16 protein-coding genes are annotated in these 20,068 nt (G+C 70.8%); 8 read left to right on the top strand and 8 right to left on the bottom strand.

What is annotated here, in order from left to right; translation table 11 throughout:
• The first annotated feature begins 94 nt into the window (after window positions 1-94).
• Window positions 95-727, top strand: coding sequence for a uracil phosphoribosyltransferase (gene upp / locus LXM50_RS04950; protein WP_233310171.1), 633 nt, complete (start codon window positions 95-97; stop codon window positions 725-727).
• On the opposite strand, the gene LXM50_RS04945 is transcribed toward upp, so the two are convergent.
• A complete protein-coding gene (locus LXM50_RS04945; RefSeq protein ID WP_233310170.1) occupies window positions 712-4,464 on the bottom strand; it encodes a bifunctional RecB family nuclease/DEAD/DEAH box helicase in 3,753 nt (1,250 codons plus the stop codon). The genes upp and LXM50_RS04945 overlap by 16 nt on opposite strands.
• Before the next feature lie 201 nt (window positions 4,465-4,665).
• A complete protein-coding gene (nadE, locus tag LXM50_RS04940; RefSeq protein ID WP_233310169.1) occupies window positions 4,666-5,484 on the bottom strand; it encodes an ammonia-dependent NAD(+) synthetase in 819 nt (272 codons plus the stop codon).
• Between the two features lie 94 nt (window positions 5,485-5,578).
• Here nadE and LXM50_RS04935 point away from each other — a divergent pair, with 94 nt between their 5' ends.
• The 5 genes from LXM50_RS04935 (at window position 5,579) to LXM50_RS04915 (ending at window position 11,192) form a co-directional block, all read left to right on the top strand.
• Window positions 5,579-6,136, top strand: a complete 558-nt coding sequence (locus tag LXM50_RS04935) for a nucleoside phosphorylase (RefSeq protein ID WP_233310168.1) — start codon at window positions 5,579-5,581, stop codon at window positions 6,134-6,136.
• Window positions 6,137-6,239: 103 nt separating this feature from the next.
• Window positions 6,240-7,847: a carboxyl transferase domain-containing protein gene (locus tag LXM50_RS04930; RefSeq protein ID WP_233310167.1), complete on the top strand. Its 1,608-nt coding sequence runs from the start codon at window positions 6,240-6,242 to the stop codon at window positions 7,845-7,847.
• A gap of 5 nt (window positions 7,848-7,852) precedes the next feature.
• Complete coding sequence (locus tag LXM50_RS04925) at window positions 7,853-9,898, top strand: biotin carboxylase N-terminal domain-containing protein (RefSeq protein WP_233310164.1); 2,046 nt, start codon at window positions 7,853-7,855, stop codon at window positions 9,896-9,898.
• Entirely contained in the window at window positions 9,895-10,380 is a 486-nt protein-coding gene (locus LXM50_RS04920) for a MaoC family dehydratase (protein WP_233310163.1), read from the top strand. Before LXM50_RS04925 ends, LXM50_RS04920 begins: the two co-directional genes overlap by 4 nt.
• Window positions 10,377-11,192, top strand: a complete 816-nt coding sequence (locus tag LXM50_RS04915) for a CoA ester lyase (RefSeq protein WP_233310162.1) — start codon at window positions 10,377-10,379, stop codon at window positions 11,190-11,192. Before LXM50_RS04920 ends, LXM50_RS04915 begins: the two co-directional genes overlap by 4 nt.
• Window positions 11,193-11,209: 17 nt before the next feature.
• Here the strand turns inward: LXM50_RS04915 and LXM50_RS04910 are convergent, their stop codons facing one another.
• The 4 genes from LXM50_RS04910 to LXM50_RS04895 are packed head-to-tail and all read right to left on the bottom strand — an operon-like array spanning window position 11,210 to window position 15,246.
• A complete protein-coding gene (locus LXM50_RS04910) occupies window positions 11,210-12,052 on the bottom strand; it encodes a MerR family transcriptional regulator (protein ID WP_233310161.1) in 843 nt (280 codons plus the stop codon).
• Entirely contained in the window at window positions 12,045-12,584 is a 540-nt protein-coding gene (locus LXM50_RS04905; protein ID WP_233310160.1) for a VOC family protein, read from the bottom strand. Before LXM50_RS04905 ends, LXM50_RS04910 begins: the two co-directional genes overlap by 8 nt.
• A 17-nt stretch (window positions 12,585-12,601) precedes the next feature.
• On the bottom strand, window positions 12,602-13,777 hold the full coding sequence (locus tag LXM50_RS04900; protein ID WP_233310159.1) for a P1 family peptidase: 1,176 nt from the start codon (window positions 13,775-13,777) through the stop codon (window positions 12,602-12,604).
• Complete coding sequence (locus LXM50_RS04895; protein ID WP_233310158.1) at window positions 13,774-15,246, bottom strand: APC family permease; 1,473 nt, start codon at window positions 15,244-15,246, stop codon at window positions 13,774-13,776. The genes LXM50_RS04900 and LXM50_RS04895 overlap by 4 nt, the downstream gene beginning before the upstream one ends.
• A gap of 183 nt (window positions 15,247-15,429) precedes the next feature.
• On the opposite strand from LXM50_RS04895, the gene LXM50_RS04890 reads away from it, so the two are divergent.
• A complete protein-coding gene (locus LXM50_RS04890) occupies window positions 15,430-16,044 on the top strand; it encodes a TetR/AcrR family transcriptional regulator (protein WP_233310157.1) in 615 nt (204 codons plus the stop codon).
• A 30-nt stretch (window positions 16,045-16,074) separates the two neighbouring features.
• Here the strand turns inward: LXM50_RS04890 and LXM50_RS04885 are convergent, their stop codons facing one another.
• On the bottom strand, window positions 16,075-17,433 hold the full coding sequence (locus LXM50_RS04885; RefSeq protein WP_233310156.1) for a nitrate/sulfonate/bicarbonate ABC transporter ATP-binding protein: 1,359 nt from the start codon (window positions 17,431-17,433) through the stop codon (window positions 16,075-16,077).
• A gap of 32 nt (window positions 17,434-17,465) precedes the next feature.
• A complete protein-coding gene (locus tag LXM50_RS04880; RefSeq protein WP_233310155.1) occupies window positions 17,466-19,211 on the bottom strand; it encodes an ABC transporter permease subunit in 1,746 nt (581 codons plus the stop codon).
• A gap of 225 nt (window positions 19,212-19,436) precedes the next feature.
• On the opposite strand from LXM50_RS04880, the gene LXM50_RS04875 reads away from it, so the two are divergent.
• Window positions 19,437-19,808, top strand: a complete 372-nt coding sequence (locus LXM50_RS04875) for a helix-turn-helix transcriptional regulator (protein WP_233310154.1) — start codon at window positions 19,437-19,439, stop codon at window positions 19,806-19,808.
• The last annotated feature ends 260 nt before the right edge of the window (window positions 19,809-20,068 follow it).

The following is a 20,068-nucleotide window of genomic DNA, read 5'->3' as shown; positions in this document are numbered from 1 at the left end:
CCGTGCGCCGGAGAAGCCCGACCCGATCGAGCGCTCCCCGCTCCACCGAGAATCCGCGCAACGCACGGCGGCCCGGGCGAAGTAGCCTGTACCTATGCGTGTGCACGTCGCCGACCACCCCCTCATCACCCACAAGCTGTCGGTGCTGCGCGATGCGCGCACCCCGTCGCCGGTGTTCCGCCAGCTCACCGAGGAGCTCGTGACGCTGCTCGCCTACGAGGCGACGCGCAACGTGCGGGTGAGTCCCATCGAGATCACCACTCCGGTCACCACGACCATGGGCGTGAAGATCTCGGAGCCGCGGCCGATCGTCGTCCCGATCCTGCGCGCCGGTCTCGGCATGCTCGAGGGCCTGGTCAAGCTGCTGCCCACGGCCGAGGTCGGCTTCCTCGGCATGGTCCGCGACGAGGAGACCTTCGAGCCGACCACTTATGCCGAGCGCCTGCCCGACGACCTCAGCGGCCGCCAGTGCTTCGCGATCGACCCGATGCTCGCGACCGGCGGATCACTCGCCGCCGCGATCCAGTTCCTGTTCGATCGCGGCGCGGACGACGTCACGGCGATCTGCCTGCTCGGCACGCCCGAGGGCGTGGCGGCGATCGAGAGCCTGGTGGGCGACCGCAACGTCACGCTCGTGCTCGGCGCTCTCGACGAGCGCCTGAACGAGAAGGGGTACATCGTGCCCGGCCTCGGCGACGCCGGCGACCGCCTCTACGGCACCGTCTGAGGCCGACTCACACCGTCAACACGGGACGTCCCGAACTCGTCGTCGGCGCCGTCGTCGGCGCCGTCCCGATCCGCCCCGACGAGGTGCGCGAACGCGCTCAGCCGAGCGACGCCCTCGGGCGTCCACGGCAGGTCGTCCAGCAGAGCCGGCGAGTGCACGAGGTACGCGGCGACCTTGGCGCGTGAGATCGCCACGTTCAGCCGATTCTGCAGCAGGAGGAACTCCGGCCCGCGCGGGGCGTCGCGCCCGCTCGATGCGGCCAGCGACGTGATGGAGACCACCGCCTCCCTGCCCTGGAAGTTGTCGACCGTGCCCACCGCGACGTCGCCGAAGCCGGCGTCGGCGAGCGTATCGAGGATCAGCTGCTTCTGCGCGTTGTACGGCGCGACGACGATGATGTCGGCCTGCGCGAGCGGGCGCGGTGGCGCCCCCGCCATGCCGTCGGTGTAGTCCCGCCCGACCAGCGCGCCCACGATGCGGACGACCTCCGCGGCTTCCTCCGGCGACTGCGTGGCGTTGCCGCGATGACGGATCGGCTGCACGTGAAGCCCCGGGTCGATGCCGTCGATCATTCGCCGCTCGGTACCGGGCGCCGACGCCAGCGCGCCCGCGTAGGCGAGCCGCGAGACCGGGGCCGCGACCTCCGGATGCATCCGCCAGGAACGGGCGAGGAACGCTCCGTGCGCCGGGTCGATGACCGCCTTGTCGTGCATGACCCAGCCGAGCGCCGACGTGTCGACGGGTTCGGGGTGCGTGCCCTGACTCACCTGAGGCAGCTGTTGAGGATCGCCGAGCAGCAGCAGCCGCTGCGCCGACACCGCCACCGCGATCGTGGAGGCGAGCGAGAACTGCCCCGCCTCGTCGATCACGAGCAGATCGAGCTCGCCGCGCTGGACTCGTCTGGTGCTCGAGAAGTCCCAGGCCGTGCCTCCCACCACGCAGCCGAGGCCCGCCGCGCTCTGCTCGGCGAGATACGCGGCCATGCCGTCCTTGCGGATCGCGGTGAAGACGGGTTCCGATCCGTGCGGATCCTTCGGCGCCTTCGCCACCTGCGCGGCCGGAACACCCGCCGCGACCACCCGCTCGAGCAGGTTCTCCACGATCGCGTGCGACTGCGCGACCACGCCGATGCGGTACCCGTGCTCGTTCACGAGCCGGGCGATCACATGCGATGCCGTGTAGGTCTTGCCCGTGCCCGGGGGGCCCTGCACCGCGAGGTAGCTGCGGTCGAGGTCGAGCACACCCCGCACGATGCCGTCGGCGGCCTCCGGAAGATCGGAGTCCGGCGACGTGGCGCCGTCAGCGGCGTCGGAGCTCCGGTCCGAGCGCCCGTCCGGCCCCGTCTCCAGAACAGGCAGCGGCGCACCCGACACGGTCCGCGGCACCAGGCGGCGCAGCACGTCGGTCGCCGCATCCTGCGGGAACGCCGGGGCCGCCGACAGCACGGATCCGGCCCACTCCTCGATCGCGCCCTGCAGGGAGTTCACGCGGGGCGGGGAGGCCGGGGTGAGGGCGAGCGGCAGCTCGTCCCAGGTCTGCCCGCCGATCGAGCGCTCGCGGATCCGGTAGCCGTCGTCGAGCACCTCGACGACCTCCACCTCGTGCGGCACGTGGATCACGCGTGCGGGGAACTCCCCGAAGAACGGCGCAGGGGCCTCGTACAGGGCGAACGGACTTCCGCCCGCGTTCAGGGTGCTGCCGGGAGCGACCTCTCCGTGCAGGTCGATCAGACGCGTGACGGCGCGGGCGCCCTCGTCCGTGCCCCAGTCCTGCACGACCGCCGAACGGTCGGGATCCACCCGCAGCACGTCGCGCGTGGACTCCCACAGGGTCACCGGCTCGCGCAGACGCTGGAAATGCGAGATCCAGAAGCTCTTCGCCTCGCGCGGGAAGTAGTCGATCGCCGCGGCGGCGACCCGGTGGGACTGGCCGGCCTGCTCGAGCGCGGGCCCGGTCGCACCCGCGCTCCGCGCCTCATCCTGCACGCGCTGCCCCTCGGCCTGCAGCGCGAGCGAGAGCGGCGCGGGCTCGTAAGCGCGCGTCTCGGGCTCGTCCGGCGGCGCCGGCAGCACCCCCGCCTCGCGGGCGAGGCCCACGAGCCAGTTGCGCAGCCGCCGGGTCGAGACGCAGTCGTAGCGGTTGTAGTCCGCGAGGTCGGCCAGGATCCCGTCCGCCTCGGCCGTGCGACCCGACGCGGCGAGCCCTCGAGCCTGCACGTACTGGACGATCGAGTCGTCGCCCTTCTGCACGTCGCTCGTGCGCACCTCGGCACCCATGTAGAGCGGCTCGAGCTTCTTGATCGAGTACGACCGCGACCCGATCCGCACGGTCCGCAGCACCAGCGGGTACAGGTCGACGAACACCCCTTCCCGCAGCAGCCGGTCGACCGTGGCCTCGCCCACGCCGTAGCGCTCCGCCATGTTCTGCAGGTGCGAGGTCTCGTAGGGGGCGTAGTGGTAGATGTGCATGTCGGGGTGCGCCGCTCGCCGCGCGGCGACGAAATCGAGGAAGTCGAGCAGCGCCCGCTTCTCGGCCGCGAAGTCGTGCGCCCAGAGTGCGGTGTACTGCTCGGCGTCGTCGACCCAGCCGAACAGGTAGTCGAGCCCCCAGGGCTGACCCTCGCCCGGCTCGGTGTAGAGCGGATCCCCCTCGAAGTCGAAGAACAGATCGCCACGGCTGGGCCGCGGCATCAGCCCGATCGCTGCCGCGGAGACCACCTCGAACGGCGGCACCGGATGCGCGGCGGCGTCACCGTGCCCCTGCGCGGCGTCCTCTGCGGCCGCCTCCGCCGCCATCGCGGCGAGCTGCAGCCGGGCCTGGGCGCGAAGCGCCTCGAACGTCTCGACGTTCATGCCCTCCGGCGCATCCTCTGTCACGGCGAGGTCGTCGATGGTCCTGATCCCCGCCGCACGGAGCCGGGCGCGCTGCACCGGGCGCATGCGCGCGACGAGCAGCAGGTCGCGGTGCGCCACCACCTCGAGCTCGCACGTGGCGCAGCGCCCGCACGCGACGATCTGCAGGCCGCCGCGGTCGTCGCCCCAGGCGAGCGGAGCACCCGCCGCGCCCTCGTCGATGCGACGGTCGGCGATGAGCGCGCGCAGACGGGCCCTGCGCACATGGAACAGCGGCAGCAGATCGCTCACCGCATGCGTCGAGATGCTGCGATCGCCGAGGATCAGATCCACCTCGTCGGAACGGGGGATGCCTGCCCTGTCGAGCTGATCGACGTATGCCGCCAGCTGCATGAGCGCGGTGACCCGCGCGGTGCGGGCGAGCTTCGAGTCCTGCACACGCCAACGCCCGTCGGGATCGCGGAGCAGGAAGTCGGCGAACCCGACGAACTCGGGGGTGGAGAACGCGGCCTGGTAGATCACCGTCGCATCCGACCGCAGCGCGCGCAGCGTGTCCTCGACAACGCCGGCGAGAGCCTCGGCATCGGTCGAGGAGACCTTGGGTAGCTCGATCACGCCCGGTCCGCCGTCGACGGAACGCCCCCGCTCCGCGATGTAGTCGTCCAGCACCACGAGCTCATGCGCATCGCCCATCGCCGCAGCGCGGGCGAGCGTGGCGTCCTCGGGATCCTCGACCGGTTCGACCCGCCCGAGCTTGGCATCGACCGCGCGGACCCAGGCGAACTCGCACTCCGCCGCGAGCTTCAGATCCGTGGCGCTCCAGATCACGCGCTTCCGGTCGGATCCGACGTTCTGATCGGATGCGGAAGCAGTGATCACGCGCACGAGGGCTCCTGTCGTCGGGGGGCGACCGATCGGGCCGTCGCTTCGACCCTAGACGGGGGCGGGGACACCACCGATCTCCGACGTTTCCCTCCTCCCGCCGTCTTTCCCTCCCCGCAGCAACGCCCACCAGGGGAGGGAAAGCCGGGCAGGGGAGGGAAACGCCCAGCAGGGAGCGGGGGGGGAAGCCGGAGGGGGACGCGCTCAGCGCCACCAGGTGTCGTCGGGCGTGACCGGCTGTCGGCGCTTGTGCGAGGTCGCGAGGTAGCGCGCCTCGATGCGCTCCGCCGCACCCGCCTCGACCTGCCGCCCCTCGAGGAAGTCGTCGATCTGCTCGTACGTGAGGCCGAGCTCATCCTCGTCGGCCCGGCCCGGTGTGCCGTCGAGCAGGTCGGCCGTCGGCACCTTGTAGGCCAGGCGATCCGGAGCCCCGAGCGCCAGCAGCAGCGCCCTCCCCTGCCGCTTGGTGAGCCCGGCGAGCGGCGTGAGGTCGGCCGCCCCGTCGCCGAACTTCGTGAAGAAGCCGGTCACCGCCTCTGCCGCGTGATCCGTGCCGATCACGAGCATGCCGCGCTGTCCGGCGATCGCGTACTGGGTGACCATCCGCAGGCGCGCCTTGATGTTGCCGCGGTGGAAGTCGGCGACGTCCTCCAGGCCCGCCGCCTCCAAGTCGTTCTCGAGGCCGTCGACCCCGTGCTCGATGTTGACCTCGACGCCCTCGTCGGCGGAGATGAACGCCATCGCGGCGGTCGCATCGTCGGCGTCGTGCTGCACCCGGTAGGGCAGGCGCACGGCGATGAAGGTCGCCTCTCCCCCCTCGGCGCGCACCTTCTCGACGGCGAGCTGCGCGAGGCGCCCGGCGAGCGTCGAGTCCTGTCCGCCCGAGATCCCCAGCACGTATCCCTTGGCGCCGGTGTGCCGGAGGTAGTCGACGAGGAAGCCGATCCGGCGGTCGATCTCGGCGGCGGGGTCGATGTCGGGGCGCACCCCGAGATCGACGGCGATCTCCTGCTGCAGGCTCATGCTTCTCCTTCGGTCGTGGAACCAGTATCCAACGGCCACGTTTCGCGCGCGTGAACGCCGACGCGGCCCCGGCGGCGCCTGCGAGGATGGAGGCATGAGACTCCTCGTCGCCGCCCTCGCGTCCGAACTGCAGGCCTTCCCCGAGGAGCTTCCGGGCTTCGACCGGCTCGTGACCGGCCCCGGCAAGCTCAAGGCCGCCTACGGCCTCACCCGCGCACTGGATGCCACCGCCTACGAGGAGATCGTCGTCGTCGGCACGGCGGGCGGCGTGGATCCCGCCCTCCCCGGCGGCGTCTACGAGATCACCGCCGCGATCCAGCACGACGTGCAGGACCTGGACGGCGTGATCGGGCAGCATGTCTCGCTGCCGCCGCGCGTGGCGACCGGTCGCGAAGGCCTCGTCATCGCGACCGGCGACAGCTTCGTCGACGACGTCGCAGTCGTCGAGCGGATCCGCGGCCTCGGCGGGGTGCTCGTCGACATGGAGACCTACGCCTACGTCTGGGTCGCCGACCAGTTCGCCGTGCCGATCCGGGTGCTGCGCGCGATCTCCGACACCGCGCAGGACGGCGCGACCACCGTCTGGGACGAGACCGTCGCAGCGTGCAGCGTGCAGCTGCGCGAGCGGATCCGCGAGGAGTACGGCGTCTGAGAGCGCACACCCGTCCGTGACCGGTCGTGGACATTTCAGTTAACGCTCGCTAATCTGAATCACGAGTCCACGACCACTGCGAAGTCGCCCAACGGAGGGTGCTGTGTCCGAATCAATCGCGCCAAGCGTCAGCGCGCCGACCTATCGGGAGCTCGTCGACGAACTCCGCGTCCGCCGCGCCGAGGCAGCGCTGGGCGGGCCGGAGAAGGCGCGGATCCGGCACACCGAGCGCGGCAAGCTCCTCGCCAGGGATCGGGTCGACCACCTGCTCGACGTCGGCAGCCCGTTCCTCGAGGTCGCACCGCTCGCCGGCTACGGCCTGTACGGCGGCGACGCCCCCTCGGGCGGCGTGGTCGCGGGGATCGGGCTCATCCACGGTCGGCACGTCATGGTCGTCGCGAACGACGCCACGGTCAAGGGCGGCACCTACTACCCGATCACGGTCAAGAAGCACCTGCGCGCGCAGGAGATCGCGGCCGAGAACCGGCTGCCCTGCATCTACCTCGTCGACTCCGGCGGCGCGTTCCTGCCGATGCAGGACGAGGTGTTCCCCGACCGCGATCACTTCGGCCGCATCTTCTACAACCAGGCCAGGATGTCGCGCGACGGCATCCCGCAGATCGCGGCGGTGATGGGATCGAGCACGGCCGGCGGCGCCTACGTCCCGGCGATGAGCGATGAGACCGTGATCGTGCGGAACCAGGGCACGATCTTCCTCGGCGGGCCCCCGCTCGTGAAGGCCGCGACCGGCGAGGTCGTCACCGCGGAGGACCTCGGCGGAGGCGAGGTGCACACCCGGATCTCGGGCGTCGCCGACCACCTCGCCGAGAACGACGAGCACGCGCTGCAGATCGTCCGGGACATCGTGGCGACACTGCCGCCCTCCCCGGCGCTGGCGGATCCGATCGCCGCGATCGCGGATCCTCCGGCCGTCGACCTGCTCGACGTCGTCCCGGTCGAGTTGACGGTGCCCTACGACGCGCGCGAGATCATCCGCGGCGTCGTCGACGGCGGGGCGTTCACCGAGTTCAAGCCCGAGTACGGCACGACCCTGGTCACCGCGTTCGCCCGCATCCACGGGCACAGGGTCGGGATCATCGCGAACAACGGCGTGCTGTTCGGGGAGTCGGCGCTCAAGGGCGCCCATTTCATCCAGCTCTGCGAGCAGCGGCGCACGCCGCTGCTGTTCCTGCAGAACATCACCGGCTTCATGGTGGGCCGGGAGTACGAGGCGGGCGGCATCGCGAAGCACGGCGCGAAGATGGTGAACGCCGTCGCCACCGCGACGGTGCCCAAGCTCACGGTCGTCGTGGGCGGATCCTTCGGCGCCGGCACGTACTCGATGTGCGGACGGGCCTACTCGCCGCGCTTCCTCTGGCTCTGGCCGGGAGCCAGGGTCTCGGTCATGGGCGGACCGCAGGCCGCGTCGGTGCTGTCGACGGTGCGCCGCGATCAGATCGAGGCGGCCGGCGGATCCTGGTCGGCCGAGGAGGAGGCCGAGTTCCAGGCGCCGATCCGCGCCGCATACGACGAGCAGGGCAGCCCCTACTACTCCACCGCTCGCCTGTGGGACGACGGGATCATCGAGCCCGGTCAGACCCGCGACGTGCTGGGCCTCGCGCTCGACGTCGTGATGCGAGCACCCTCGACCGACGCGCCCGCCACCAGTGCAGCGACAGATCAGCGCCGGTTCGGCGTCTTCCGGATGTGAGTGAGATGCACCGCACTGAGCCCGTCGACCTGTTCGACACCGTCCTCATCGCCAATCGCGGCGAGATCGCCTGCCGCATCATCGCGACGCTGCGCCGACTCGGGATCCGCTCGATCGCCGTCTACAGCGACGCCGACGCAGGCTCCCGCCATGTCGCGCTCGCCGACGTCGCCGTGCGGATCGGCCCCGCTCCCGCGGCGCAGAGCTACCTGAGCATCGAAGCCGTGCTGGACGCGGCTCGGGCGACCGGCGCCCAGGCGATCCACCCCGGCTACGGCTTCCTCGCCGAGAACGCCGCGTTCGCGCAGGCCTGCGCCGACGCCGGCATCGTGTTCATCGGCCCCACCGCGGACGCGATCCGCACCATGGGCGACAAGATCACGGCCAAGCTCGCCGTCGCCGAGCGCGACGTGCCCACCGTGCCGGGGATCGCGCGCCCCGGCCTCACCGATGCCGATCTCATCGCCGCAGCGGCAGGGGTCGGGTACCCGCTGCTCATCAAGCCCTCGGCGGGCGGCGGCGGCAAGGGCATGCACGTGGTCGCGGACGAGGCGCACCTGGCCGAGGCGATCTCCGCGGCGCGACGCGAGGCCGCCGCGAGCTTCGGCGACGATGCCCTGTTCCTGGAGCGCTACCTCACCACGCCGCGGCACATCGAGGTGCAGATCCTCGCCGACGCGCACGGGAACGTCGTGCACCTCGGCGAGCGCGAGTGCTCGCTGCAGCGCCGGCACCAGAAGGTGATCGAGGAGGCTCCGTCACCTCTGCTCGATGCGGCGACCCGCGCGGCGATCGGCGCGGCCGCCTGCGAGACCGCCCGGAGCGTCGACTACCGCGGCGCCGGAACCGTGGAGTTCATCGTCGAGGCGACCAGGCCGGACGAGTTCTTCTTCATGGAGATGAACACGCGCCTGCAGGTCGAGCACCCCGTGACCGAGCAGGTCACCGGACTCGATCTCGTGGAGCAGCAGCTGCTCATCGCGGCCGGCACTCCGCTCGGCTTCGGGCAGGACGACGTCGTGCTGCGCGGGCACAGCATCGAAGCTCGCGTGTACGCCGAAGACCCCACCGCCGGGTTCCTCCCCACCGGCGGTCGCGTGCTGCGCGTGGTCCACCCCGAGGGTGACGGCATCAGGGTCGACACCGCGATCGCCGACGGTCTGGACGTCTCGATCGACTACGACCCGATGCTCGCGAAGATCATCGCGCACGGCACGGATCGCGACGAGGCCCGCCGACGCCTGGTGCGTGCGCTCGACGAGACCGCGGTGTTCGGCTTCCCGACGAACGTGGAGTTCGTGCGGGCGCTGCTCGAGCTGCCGGAGGTGGTCGCGGGCGAGCTCGACACCGACCTCATCGCGCGCCGCTTCGATGACCTCGCGTTCGCCGAGGCGGATGCGCGCGTGTTCGCGGAGGCGGCGCTGCTGCTCGATGCGGCTCGGGATGCCGGGGCCGCGACCGTGTCGAGTCCGTGGACCCGCCGCGATGGCTGGCGCCTGGGCGACCCCGCCCCCCGGCGCTACCGACTGGTCTGCGGCGAGCGCAGCTCCGAGGTGCTCGTGACGGGATCCGGATCCGGCCTGTCGGTCGAAATCGACGGATCCGGCCCGGTCGCTGCCGCATCGCGTGCCGAAGGAGCCCTGCGCCGCACCCTCACGATCGACCGCACGACGCGCACGGTCGCGGCGCTCGAGATCGGATCCGACCGGGTGGCCGTCGCTCATGGCGGGGCCGTGTTCGAGGTCGCCGTGGAGCGGGTCTCGCACGCCGGTGCGACGGCGGCGGAGAGCCGCCCGCACCTGGACTCCCCCATGCCCGGGACGGTCGTGCTCGTGCACGCCGCCGATGGCGCGCACGTCGCAGAAGGCGATCCGGTGCTCGTGGTCGAGGCGATGAAGATGGAGCACGTGCTGCGCGCCGGGGTGGCGGGCACGGTCGCCGTCCACGTCGCGCAGGGCGACACGGTGGCCCGGGGGCAGACTCTCGCCGTGATCACGCCGGACGCCCCTGCTGCCGGCTCAGGGACCGATGTCGAGGAGGACGCGCAGTGACCGGGAAGCGCATCGAGCAGCGAGGACTCTACTTCGAGGAGTTCGAGGAGGGTGCGGTCTATCTGCACCGTCCGGGGCGCACGGTCACCGAGGCCGACAACGTGCTCTTCACGACGCTGACCATGAACACCCAGGCCCTCCATCTGGACGCGGCGTGGAGCGCCGGGACCGAGTTCGGCGAGCGGCTGGTGAACAGCATGTTCACCCTGTCCACGCTCGTGGGGCTCTCCGTCGCGCAGCTCACGATGGGCACGATCGTTGCGAACCTCGGCTTCTCCGAGGTGTCCTTCCCCGCGCCGGTGCGCATCGGCGACACCCTCTACGCCGAGACCCTGATCGTGTCGAAGCGGTTGTCGTCGTCGCGTCCCGGTCAGGGCATCGTCCAGTTCGCGCACACCGGGCGCAACCAGGACGGCGACGTGGTCGCGCTCGCCACCCGATCCACCCTCATGCAGTGTCTTCCGGCGGAGGTCGCACGATGAGCGCACTCCGCGGCCCCGCCCTGTTGTTCTGTCCCGCGGATCGCGACGACCGGTATGCCAAGGCTCTCGCCGCCGCCGACTCGGTGATCCTCGACCTCGAAGACGCCGTGGCCCCGGCCGACAAGCCCGTCGCCCGCGAGCGCGTCGCCGCCGCCGACCTGGATCCGCAGCGCACCATCGTGCGGGTGAACCCGTCAGGAACCCCCGATCACGAGCTCGACCTCGCGGCACTCGCCGGCACCGGGTACCGCACGGTGATGCTCGCCAAGGCCGAGTCCGCGTCCGATCTCGACGGCCTGCACGCCGCGGGTCATCACGTGCTGGCCCTGTGCGAGACCGCGCGCGGTGTCGTGCACGCCGAGGAGATCGCCGCGCACCCCGCGACGATCGGTCTCATGTGGGGCGCGGAGGATCTGGTCGCGAGCATGGCGGGACGCTCGAGCCGGTTCACCTCCGGCGCTCATGCGGGGCGCTACCGCGACGTCGCCCGGCACGCGCGCTCCCGTGTGCTGCTGGCGGCGAAGGCGTTCGGGAGGGCCGCGATCGACTCCGTGCATCTCGACATCGCCGACGTCGAGGGGCTGCGCGCCGAGGTGCTCGACGCCGCGGCGAGCGGCTTCGACGCCACCGCCTGCATCCACCCGAGCCAGGTCGCGGTGATCCGGGAGGGCTACGCCGCCGCTCCGGCCGAGCGGGACTGGGCCGAGCGCGTGCTCGCAGAGGCGGAAGGGCGACCGGGGGTGTTCCGATTCGAGGGGCGCATGGTCGACGAGCCCGTGCTGCGCCAGGCCAGGGCGATCCTCGGGCGCTGACCACGGCGGGCGGGCCGCTACTCCCAGATCGCCGTGTCGGGGTCCATACCGTGCGCGCGGGCGCTCGCGTCGACGAGCGCACGGAACCAAGCCGCCATTCCCGGCCGGATCCCGTCGTAATGCGCGGCGAAGCCCGGATCCTCCGCGTAGGTGCGGGCGACGCACACCTGCATCGACCGGGTCAGCGGGAAGTACGCCGAGAACACGGCGCGGTGACGCTCGACGAGCCGATCCGCAGCGGCGTCCGCCGGCGCCACGCCGTCATCGAACGCCGCGGCGAGCTCCTGCTCGAAGCCGGTCATCGCCTCGGCCACCGCCTGCCATTCCTCTGCTCCGCGCTCGGCCGACCGCTCGGCGTACTGCGCCCACTGCGCGGTCGTGCCCCAACGCGCCCGCGCCCCCTCGGCCCAGGCCGGGTCCCAGTCCCGTCCGAACACTGCGACCTGCTGTTCGGGCGTCAGCAGCACCCCGCGTTCGTGTGCGGCGATCATCCGGCCGAGCCCCGCGTCGAGCTGCTCAAGGCGGGCGATGCGCTCCCGGATCCGCTCCTGCTGCCGCCGCAGCTCCGCGGGCGCCGCCGCCGCCGGGTCGTCCAGAAGGGTGCGGATCGCCGCGAGGCCGAGGCCGAGCTCGCGATAGAGCACGATGCGCTGCAGTCGCTCGATGTCCCGCGTCGTGTACAGCCGGTACCCGGCATCCGAGCGGAGGGACGGGCGGGCGAGCGCGATCTCGTCCCAGTGGTGCAGGGTGCGCACCGTGATCCCGAGGACGTCCGCGACGCGGCCCACGGTCAGGCCGTCGTCGCGGACGCCCGCGCGGTCGAGAACCCCCGCGCGGGGGAAGGGGCGCGACTCAGTCATCCCCCTCATTGTGCCCGCCGTCCGCGACTGCGGGGCCGGTGATGCCCATCGCCGCCAGGTTCTGGGCCCCCTGACTCTCGGGCACATAGGGTTTGGCCGCAGTGAACACGACCCGCACGTTCTCCGGGGTGATCATCTCGATGTCACGGGTGTTCCAGAACGTGTCGGTCGGCCCCTGCACCCGATCCGGATCCAGCGCGCGGCAGGCCGCCGCGATCGGCTCGATCTGGTCCATCACGCAGGAGAAGCTGACGGTCATCGCCGGCACCTGCTCCTGCACCACGTCGGCGCGCACGAGCAGCACGTCCTGGAAGGCCCAGCGACGCAGGTGCACCACGCGTCCCGGCGTGCGGAACAGTTCGATGAAGTCCAGCCCTCGAGTCCAGAATGCGACCGAGGCATCCAGATCCGTGGTCGGGATCGTGACGAAGGCCGGCATCCCGTAGATGCCGCGGTAGTGTGCGGGCGGCACGGCATCCGGGCCGGGCGGGGGCACAGGGCTGATCTCGAAGGCGTCGTAGTAGTCGTTCATGAGACCAGCCTCGACCCTCACGTCGCGTCAGGGTCAAGCGCGATATGGGTCGTCCCTGCTCCCGGCTGTCCGACCTGAAGCAGTTCCCGCACCCGCTCGATCGGCAGGCCGTGCACGTTCTGCCGGTGTCCGACCATGTCCTCTCCGGCGACCAGCACGTTGAGCACGGCCTCCTCCGTCGCCTCGACCACCGCCGTGTAGAGCGGATCCATCCGCCCCCAGGGCACGGCACGCAGATCGTCCAGCACGACCTCCTCGCCCTCCGCGGGGAAACGGCTGGCGAGCGCGCCCGCGTTGGCCGTCGAGAAGGCGAGGAAGATGTCGCCCGAGAAGTGCGATCCCGCGGTTCCCGTGCGTGCGAGGCCGAGCGAGACCCTCCGCGCCATCGCGGTGCACTGTCCGGGCAGCAGCGGCGCATCGGTCGCCACGACCACGATCACACTGCCGGCGCCCTGCGGCGGCGCGGCGGCACCTGCCACGACGGGGGCCTCGGCGGGGGTCGCGGAACCCGTGGAGAGCTCGGCCTTGAGCGCGGGCCCGACCTGCTCCCCGCGCACGGTCAGCTCCGACATCTCGCCGAAGTTCGCCTGCAGGAACACTCCGACCGCGTACTCGGCATCCCCGAGCACGACCCGGCGCGATGCCGTCCCGGATCCGCCCTTGAATCCATAGCAGATCATGCCGGTGCCGCCGCCGACGGCGCCTTCGTCGACGGGCCCGGATCGCGCTGCCTCCAGAGCGCCCACGGCGTGCTCGGGGCGCACGTGCAGACCGTTGATGTCGTTCAGCCGACCGTCCCAGGTCTCCGCGACGACGGGCAGCAGCCACTGGTCCGCCGCGCCGGGAACGGCGTCGAGCATCCATCGGATGGCGCCCTCGTGCGCGGCGCCGACCGAGTGCGTGTTGGTGATCAGCACGGGGGTGCCGAGGCTGCCGGACTCCGCGATCCACACGGATCCGGTCATCTCGCCGTTGCCGTTCAGGGAGTGCACGCCGGCCGCCACGGGATCCGCCGCGCCGGCGCGCCCCCGCGGCAGGATCGCGGTGACGCCGGTGCGGACGACCGCGGACGCGCGGTCCTCGATGAGCGTGCTGTACCCGACCTCGACGCCGGGAACGTCGGTGATCGCATTGTGCGGGCCCGGGATCCCCCCGCGGATGAGGCCGAGGTCGCGCGCACGTGCCCGGCTCATCCGCGCACCTCGTCCTCGAGCTCCTCGTCCGCGGGCAGCGGCAGCGTCCACCGATCCGGCTTCCCGCGCAGGTAGAGCGCGTAGTAGAGCAGGCCGATGGCGAAGATCCCGACCGCGACCGCGACCGGAACCCAGTCGGCGATCAGGCTCATCACGAGGATCACCAGCGTTGCGAGCGTCATCAGGATCGGCGCGACGGGCCACAGGGGCATCCGGTACTCGGCGGCGTCGGTGGTGTGGTTGATCCGTCCCACGAGGGCGGCGAGGCCGACCAGCGCATAGAGGATCACGATGCCGGCGCTGGTCGCGACGAGCAGGACGTTGAACGGGACCAGCCACAGGCAGAGCGCCGCGATCACGCCGACGATGATCGTCGCGATGACCGGGGTGCGCAGCGTCGGATGGATCCGCCCCAGCGGTCGGTTGATCGCGTCGGGCCAGGAGCGGTCGCGGGCGGAGGAGAACAGCGTGCGCCCGAACTGCAGGATGATCGCGAGCACGGCGTTGATGACGGCCACGGCGATGCCGACGCTGACCAGGGTGTTGACGACCGGCCCCGCGCGCTCGGTGAGGAACTGCGTCATCGGCGAGGGCGACGCGACGAGCGCCGCGAGGTCCTTCGAGCCCAGCAGCACGGCGATCGTGGGAACGATCTCCGCGACCACGGCGATGAGCAGCGACCACAGGATCGCCCGGCCGATCGTGGAGCGGGCGTTCTTGGTCTCCTCGGCGTAGTAGACCGCGGCGCCGTAGCCGTTGAACGCGAACAGGGCGGTCGCCGTGTAGGAGACCACGAGCCCGGCGGAGGCGCTCACGAGCACGCCGCCCGGACCGCTCGTGGCGACCGTCCACAGTGTGGAGATCGGCTGGCTCACGTGCAGGAACCCCACCACCGTGAGCACCACCAGCGCGCCGATCTCCAGGATCAGGAAGATGCCGGTGACCCACGCGTTGGTCCTGATCCCGAGGCAGGCGATCACCGTGGTCACCAGGATCACGACGATCCCGACCCACCCGCCGCCAAGTGCGTTCGAAAGCACCCCGAGGTACTGGCCCGCTCCCGACGCGATCACGCCGATGATGAGCACACCGCTGACCAGGTTCAGCAGGAAGAGCCCGAAGCCCCAGGGTTTGCCGAGCGTGCGCGCGACGAACGCGTACTCGCCGCCGGTGATGGGGAACGCGCTGGAGAGCTCCGCGTAGCAGAGTGCGACGAAGACGCCGACGAGGGCGCCGATCAGGAACGCGAGCGCCGACGCCCCGCCGATGCCGTTGATGATCGCGGGCACGATGATGAACACGCTCGACGCGGGCGTCACCGCAGAGAGCGTGATCAGGATGTTCTCCTTGAAGGTCAGCCCGCGGGACAGCTGCTGTTCGTACTTGGCCACGTCCGGCACCACCCCCGGCATCTTCGCTCCCCGGGCCTCGGCGGCTTCGCCGAGATCCCCTTGCAATGCATCGCTCATCGTTGAGCCTTTCGTTCGCGGGTCGACTATCTGACTCGCCAATCAAATATGCTTGACTCACCCCCGTCAAGTGTTTTGTTGTAATGAGTCCGCAGTAGTTGACCAGCGAGTCAGCCTTGGTGACGCCGGGGCCACTTCGGCCCTCTGCGCCGCGACCCCGTCGGATCCTGAGATGATGTCCGCATGGCAGGTGCAAAAAGGCCGTCGGACCGTCGCGATCAGCTGATCCTCGCGACGCTCGACGCGATCCGCGATCGGGGGATCGCGAATCTCCGGATCCAGGACGTCGCCGCGCGGGCGGGCGTCGCCACGGGCACGGTGCACTATCACTTCAACGATCTCGACCAGCTGATCAACGACGTGTACGCGTGGGCGTGCGACCGGTTCTACACGACGCGCCTGAACGCCCTCGCCGGCGTCGAGGACGCCAGGGAGCAGCTCGCCCTGATGATCGATGCCGGCGTGCCGGAGAGCGAGCACGACGCTCTCGTCATCGCGATGCACGACATCGACCTGTACCGCCGCGGCAACGCGACCATGGGCCTGCTCCTGCAGGCGCTGTACGAGCGGCAGGTCGCGCTCTACTTCGCGACCCTGCAGCTGGGCGTCGCGCAGGGCCACTTCCGCTTGAGCGGACCCGTCGTCGATCTCGCGCAGAACCTCGTCGCGCTCGAGGACGCGTACGAGCTGCACATCATCAGCGGCAACCGCTCGGCCGCCCCGGAGCGCGCGCGCGAGCTCATCCTCGGCTACGCGCGCACGGTGACCGGCTGCAGCGACCTCTCGCTCCGGCGCTGAGGCGGTCGTCCGCGCCGGGAGGGATCGGAATCAGGCCTCCGCCTGCAGATGCCTTTCCGCCGCGGCGGCCAACTCGCCGAGCACGAGCTCTCCCGTGTCGGCGTCGTAGTCGTACAGCTCCCCGTAGCGACCCCAGTCGATCGCGATGTCGAGCTGCCGGCGGGCGTCCTCGGCCGTGTAGCCGCGCCGCAGCAGGTCGAGGAAGAAGTCGTCGCGCAGCGCGCCGTCGTCACTGTTCTCGAGCGCCTTCACGATCGTCCGGACGAGCGGGACGCTCTGCACCGCCCGCGCCGCGAACAGCTCCTTGCTGGTCTGGATGTCCGCGGTCAGCCAGTCCCGCCCTCCGTCGCTGAGGAAGGCCTGGGCGCCCTCGACCTCGAGCAGCCCGAGCAGCTGGGCGGCGTCCACCAGCGGCAGCAGATCGTCCACCTCGAAGGAGAGCTCGTCCGCGAGATCGGGCAGATCGGTCTGCCCGTTGTGCGCGTGCACGATCTCGATGAGGCCCGCGAGTCCGCCCACTGTGATGTCCGGCAGCGGGTGGCTGAGCGGGGTCGGCGCGGGCACCGCCGACGACGTCGGCACCCGCTCGGAGTCGGTGAGCATCGCGTAGAGCGCATCGATCGTCGACTCGAAGGTGGGGCTGCGGCGATCGCGGGGCCGGGGCAGCAGGATCGGCACCTCGCCCTTCACATGCCCGGGGTTGGATCCCAGCACGAGCACCCGGTCGGCGAGCAGCACCGCCTCCTCGATGTTGTGCGTCACGATGCAGATGGCGGAGGTCGGGAACTCCGGCTGCGCCCACAGCGACATGATCTCGCCCCGGAGGTTCTCCGCGGTCAGCACGTCGAGCGCCGAGAACGGCTCGTCCATCAGCAGGGCGTCCGGACGCAACACGAGGGCGCGCGCGAAGCCCACGCGCTGGCGCATGCCGCCGGAGAGCTCGCGCGGGTACGCGGACTCGAATCCGTCCAGGCCGATCACGTCGATCGCGGCGAGCGCGCGCTCCCGGCGCTCCGCCGCGGGCACGCCGCGGGCCTCGAGCCCCAGCTCGACGTTGGCCTGCACCGTGAGCCACGGCATGAGCGCGAACGACTGGAACACCATCCCGACCCCGGGGTTCGCGCCCTCGAGCCGCTCGCCGCGGTAGCGCACCTCCCCCGTGGTCGGCGCGATGAGCCCCGCCATCGTGCGCAGCAGCGTCGACTTGCCGGATCCGGACTTGCCGAGCAGGGCGACGATCTCACCCTTGCGCAGCGTGAGCGAGATCTCGGACAGGACGTTGAGCGTGGTGCCGTCGGCCGAGGGGAACGACTTCGTGACCCGGTCGATGTCGATGAGCGGCGCCCCGATCTCCAGCGGGGCGGACGTGCGGTCGGTCTTCTGTGCCATGGGGGCACCTCCTCCGGGAGTCGGGGACAGCGTCAGGTCAGGGAGAATCGGGTCTCAGCGAGGCGGTAGAGCCGACGCCAGAACAGGCGGTTGATGCCCACGACGAACAGCGTCATGACGATCACGCCGACGAACGTGCGGGCGAAGTCGCCCGCCGTGGTCGCGTTCGCGATGTAGGCGCCGAGGCCGGTCGCCGTGAGGGTGGTGTGCCCGTAGCTGACCACCTCGGAGACGATCGAGGCATTCCAGGCGCCGCCGGCCGCGGTGATCCCACCCGTCACCCAGGAGGCGAACACGGCGGGCAGGATCATCCTCTTCCATCGCAGCCAGCGGCTCACTCCGAGATTCACCGACGCCTCCCGGAGGTCCGCCGGGATCGCCGAGGCTCCCGCGATGACGTTGAACAGGATGTACCACTGCGCGCCGAGCGCCATCAGGAGGATGCCGCCGACGTCGAGGCTGACGCCGGTCTTGATGAGCAGGAGCGTGATGAACGGGAAGAGGAAGTTGGCGGGGAAGCTCGCGAGCACCTGCACGACGGGCTGTGCGAAGCGGGTGACGCGGGGATTCATGCCGATCCAGACCCCGATCGGCACCCAGATGAGCGTGGCGACGACGATCAGCACGACGACGCGCGCGAACGTGACGAAGCCGAGCAGCAGCGCCTTGCCGAACTCGACAAGGCCCACCGCGCCCTGGATGTAGAGCAGCATCTCCACGACGCCCCACAGCACGAGGGCGCCGACGACGACGGCGAACACGACGTCGCCGGTGCGGCGCCGGCGCTCGTTCACGAGCAGGGGCCGATCGGCGAGCCCGAACGGGCGGGTGACGGCGTCGAGCCCCCGCCCTACGGGGCGGAGCGCGACGCCCAGGTAGCGGGAGAGCCCGGAGTGCCGCAGCACGTTGAGCGTGATGCTGCGCTGCACGACCGCAGCCGACGTGTCGCCGATGCGGAACTTCTCGGCCCAGGCGGTCAGCGGCCGCCAGAACAGGGTGTTCACGCCGATCACCATGAGCACCATGACGCCGATCGCCAGGAGGATCGCCGGGATGTTCTGCTGAGCGGTCGCCGCCGCGACATAGGACCCGATCCCCGGCAGCGCGTAGGTGTGGTTGTTGACCGAGATCACCTCGGACGCGACGAGGAAGAACCAGCCTCCGCCGAAGCTCATCATCCCGTTCCAGACCAGCGGGATCATCCCGCTCGGGACGTCCAGCTTCCAGAAGCGCTGCCACTTCGTGAGCCGCAGCAGGCGTGCGGCCTCGTCCAGCTCGCGGGGCTGAGTGGTCAGGGAGCTGTAGAAAGCGAACGTCATGTTCCAGGCCTGGCTCGTGAAGATCGCGAAGACCGAGGCGCACTCCAGCCCCAGCATCGACCCGGGGAAGAGCACGAGCCAGATCGACAGCGTCACCGAGAGGAAGGCGAGCACGGGCACCGACTGCAGGATGTCGAGCAGAGGGATGAGGATCTTCTCCGCCCGCCGGGAGCGCGCCGCCGCGGTCGCATACACGAAGGTGAACAGCAGGGACGCGAGCAGCGCGACGAACATCCGCAGCAGTGACCGCGCCGCGTAGTACGGCAGGTTCGTCGGATCGGTCGAGACGCTGGACGCCGCGTTCGACGGGTTGAACGGCGCGCCGACCCCCTCCGCGAGGCGGATGAGCAGGAACAGCAGCACCGCGAACCCGACGAGCACGATCGCGTCGGCCGCGAGGCGGGTGCGCGACCGTGCGCCGACGGACGTGTGTCCGGCGAAGGGACGGAGAGTCGTCATGGCGGGCTCCATAGGGAGAGCGCAGCCGGCGGATCAGCGGGAAGCTGCCGGATGACAGAGCAGAACCGGGCCGAGGAGCGCGAGCGGGAGGGACGGGTGGGATCGATGGTCAGGATGACTCATCGTCATCACCTCCTCCGCTGTGCGCTCGTGCCCGATGCCGGGCCATGTCGTACGATAGTCTCACTCAACTGCTTGCGCAAATGAATGGATGGTGAGTCACTCGTGAACGAGCCGGACCGGATCATCGCCACGCCGGAGCGCCTCGGCGCGGCCGCCGGCACCTTCGATCTGCTCTCCGTCCCCGGACGCCTGCACATCGTCTGGCTGCTCGCCGCGGGCGAGAGCGACGTGACGTCCCTCTCCGAGCGCACGGGCGCCACCATCCCCGCCACGAGCCAGCAGCTCGCCAAACTGCGCGCCGCCGGCGTGGTCTCGGCCCGGCGCGAAGGCCGGCGACAGCTCTACCGCGTCGACGACCCGCACATCGTGACCCTCGTCGAGACCGTCTTCGAGCACATCGCCCCCGATGGCACGCTCGCACTGGAGTCCGACGAGCGCCGCCCGCCCCGCCGGCCCCGCTTCCAGCACGCCTGAGGATCGGTTGCTCTCTTCTCAATTTCCTCATTCATTTGCGCAACCAATTGAATGTTGATACCGTCGTCCTGACGCGATGACCCGTGCCTCTGCGGGGCGCGCCGAACAGCGCGACCGTCCGCACTCCCGCGGCAGGTCGCCCGCCGCATGAGCGTGCGAGACCAGGATCCGACCCGAAGGAGGTGACCGCCGTGCCTGACAGCGACAGTCGATTGACCCGCCCCGGCGGGACGGTCCTCCGACGGCGAAGCCTCGTCGGA

Origin of the sequence: Microbacterium sp. Au-Mic1 (assembly GCF_021341785.1) — a bacterium.
Classification (GTDB): domain Bacteria; phylum Actinomycetota; class Actinomycetes; order Actinomycetales; family Microbacteriaceae; genus Microbacterium.
Note: the sequence above shows the minus strand (reverse complement) of the source record. Positions and strands in the feature narration are given on the sequence as shown.